This window comes from Gilliamella sp., assembly GCF_024104075.1.
In the GTDB taxonomy this organism is placed as follows: domain Bacteria; phylum Pseudomonadota; class Gammaproteobacteria; order Enterobacterales; family Orbaceae; genus Gilliamella; species Gilliamella bombi.
This window is the reverse complement of record NZ_JAGGHR010000065.1, coordinates 1-2368: the sequence shown is the minus strand read 5'-3', so window position 1 is coordinate 2368 and position 2368 is coordinate 1. Positions and strand designations below refer to the sequence as shown.

The 2368-nt window shown below is 34.8% G+C and carries 5 protein-coding genes and 1 pseudogene; all 6 read right to left on the bottom strand.

The window, feature by feature from the left end:
• Positions 1 to 379: hypothetical protein (locus J6569_RS11060; RefSeq protein ID WP_296318506.1), on the bottom strand; the 379-nt coding region annotated here is incomplete at its 3' end.
• Between the two features lie 187 nt (positions 380 to 566).
• Positions 567 to 773, bottom strand: coding sequence for a hypothetical protein (locus J6569_RS11055; RefSeq protein WP_296318504.1), 207 nt, complete (start codon positions 771 to 773; stop codon positions 567 to 569).
• A 59-nt stretch (positions 774 to 832) separates the two neighbouring features.
• A complete protein-coding gene (locus tag J6569_RS11050; RefSeq protein WP_296318502.1) occupies positions 833 to 1213 on the bottom strand; it encodes a hypothetical protein in 381 nt (126 codons plus the stop codon).
• A gap of 3 nt (positions 1214 to 1216) precedes the next feature.
• Positions 1217 to 1336, bottom strand: a pseudogene (locus J6569_RS11045) (RHS repeat-associated core domain-containing protein); the annotation flags it as partial.
• Positions 1337 to 1526: 190 nt separating this feature from the next.
• On the bottom strand, positions 1527 to 1820 hold the full coding sequence (locus tag J6569_RS11040; protein ID WP_075539320.1) for a barstar family protein: 294 nt from the start codon (positions 1818 to 1820) through the stop codon (positions 1527 to 1529).
• A 2-nt stretch (positions 1821 to 1822) separates the two neighbouring features.
• On the bottom strand, positions 1823 to 2368 hold a 546-nt coding region (locus J6569_RS11035), incomplete at its 5' end, for a ribonuclease domain-containing protein (protein ID WP_296318500.1).

The following is a 2368-nucleotide window of genomic DNA, read 5'->3' as shown; positions in this document are numbered from 1 at the left end:
TTAATTTATATTGTTGTTCGGATATTCTTTTTAAAAAAAGAGTTAATGTTAATTCATGTAAACAATTTTTGATATCGATTGTAGAATAAGTTAGATTCAATGAATCAATATATTGCTCTAATCTCCATTCATCTAGCACATTTGGCTCTGAAAAATAGTTATGCATATCAATAATAATCTCAGGCAGAGGATCCTTCCTAATAAATTTCAGTCCTTTACCATGCTTTACAAATAGCCATTGTTGTCCATTAATATCCAATTTTCCTTTTTTAGGGCAATCTAGTAATAAATTATAATCCTTAACTTCTGGATAAACCTTTTTAAAAACAGTTATTATGGTATTTTGTAATTGTAGCATTTCTTTGATGTATTTTTTCATATCAGTATCTCAATCGAGCCTCCGCAACTTCTAATAATAGCTGATTACCTTGAGGTAGCGATTTTATTAACTACTATAATACAGTTAAACCTCATAAAGTGATTTTCGGGAAAAATGCCTTATGAGGTTTCAGAGAATTATTTTAATCATGAGGTGTAAACAGCTCAGATGATTTCCTACAGCCGATCTATTTTAGTTTAGTTATTAGATTTTTAATAATAAGTTCAACCGAAGTTTCTAGCTGCTCTTTATCTACTGTGTAACGTAATAATTCAATTTCATTCTCTATGTTAAAAAGTAATTCTCTTAACCATTTTTCTTCTATAGATAAAATTTGATGTTCTGTATTATAAATGATAGATTGTATTTCCTCTACACTGATTTCTTTATTCAAAAAAGAGTAACATTTGATTTTTAGAAAGTTAATAACATTAGGATATATCCAATTCATTATTACGTTTTCCCCCTTAAAATAGTCAAAACAAATTTACCATTACCTTCAGTTACAACTCCTACATCACCACTTCTATGTACAGTTCTTTCCACCCCATTAACAATTGAATTTGTCTTAGCTCCGTTTTTTATAACATATTCTACGATGTTTGATGAAATATTACGCCCTGAACTAACAGTGCCTGCAGGGGAGCCTAATCCTGAAGGTAACATCCTGTCAACAGCATGGCGTGAATATAACCTATCTCCAATTTTTGCATATACTCGACCATTAACCGTAACTTTTTCATAATAGTCCCAAGAATTCCAATCTAGCTTTTGTTCTTTACTACCGCTATTTTTTACTGGATTCGTCCCCGGACACTCATCCGACAACCCCAACGGGTCAATCCAAGCCAGGGGGTTAGGAACGTAGCTATAGGCGTTTTCGCCGCCGGCAAGTCCTATGGGGTCTTGGCTGATGTAGCGGGCGGTGTACGGGTCGTAATAGCGGTAGCGATTATAGTGTAGTCCTGATTATTCGTATCATCCTGATACTCACCCTTGCAGGGCCAATGCTAAAGCATTGTTCAAATTTGTTCCAGACAAATTTGTCCTCGTCAAAATACTTTCCTTGAAAGCGTAGGTTTTGTGGGACGGTGCGGTATTCGATAGCTAAGTCGCCATAGGGCTTAACTTCCTGCATCACACTTTATTATCTTAATTCAAAATTAATTTTTTCTGTTAAATTTGAGTCTATATCTTGTTCCTTTACTAATTGAAATATTTTTATAATATTATTAAATGTCATTTCTCCTAGCTGCCTTTTGGAACAATCTGAATTGTTCCATATTATTAAAACTGGGCGTTCTACGTCATAACTCAAGCAATCCCATAATGCATCTAGATTTTCACCATAGTATTGACTAAAACCTAATAAAGTTGCTATTTGTTTATGAAAATCAGATTCTGAGTGAATATTTTCCCCATTTAACACTATTTTTTTCATAGCTATTTCCATCTTCCTATTTTAGTGGTTGTTAAATAATGATCTGTTGTTATGTATAGTAAACCATCATTCGAATATAGCAATCTTGTTCCTAACTGATTACTTCTAGACATCTTATTGTTTATTCCAATATCTGCTTCATACCAAACACGATTTGGGCTATTAGGTAATACTCCTGTTGTATTATGAAAAACATCCCCTCCAATTTGTCCCCCTGGCACTGTATTATTTAATGCTTTACCTGGAGACCAACCTTGTTGAGCAGCCTGTTTCTTGGTTACGTAATTTGAAGGTAACTGTCCTGTTTCTCTAAGACTTTCAACAACATTATTAGCTGCTTCGGTTGTCTTAAGATCTAATTTTAATTTTTCATAACTAGCAGCATTGTGAGCAGAAGAGTTTGAATTGCCATTAATATTATTAATCCCCGGACACTCACCCGACAACCCCAACGGGTCAATCCAAGCCAGTGGGTTAGGAACGTAGCTATAGGCGTTTTCGCCGCCGGCAAGTCCTATGGGGTCTTGGCTGATGTAGCGGGCGGTGTA

Excerpts from the sequence above, each read along its gene's own strand:
- J6569_RS11040 (WP_075539320.1), bottom strand. The coding sequence starts at position 1,820 with ATGAAAAAAATAGTGTTAAATGGGGAAAATATTCACTCAGAATCTGAT.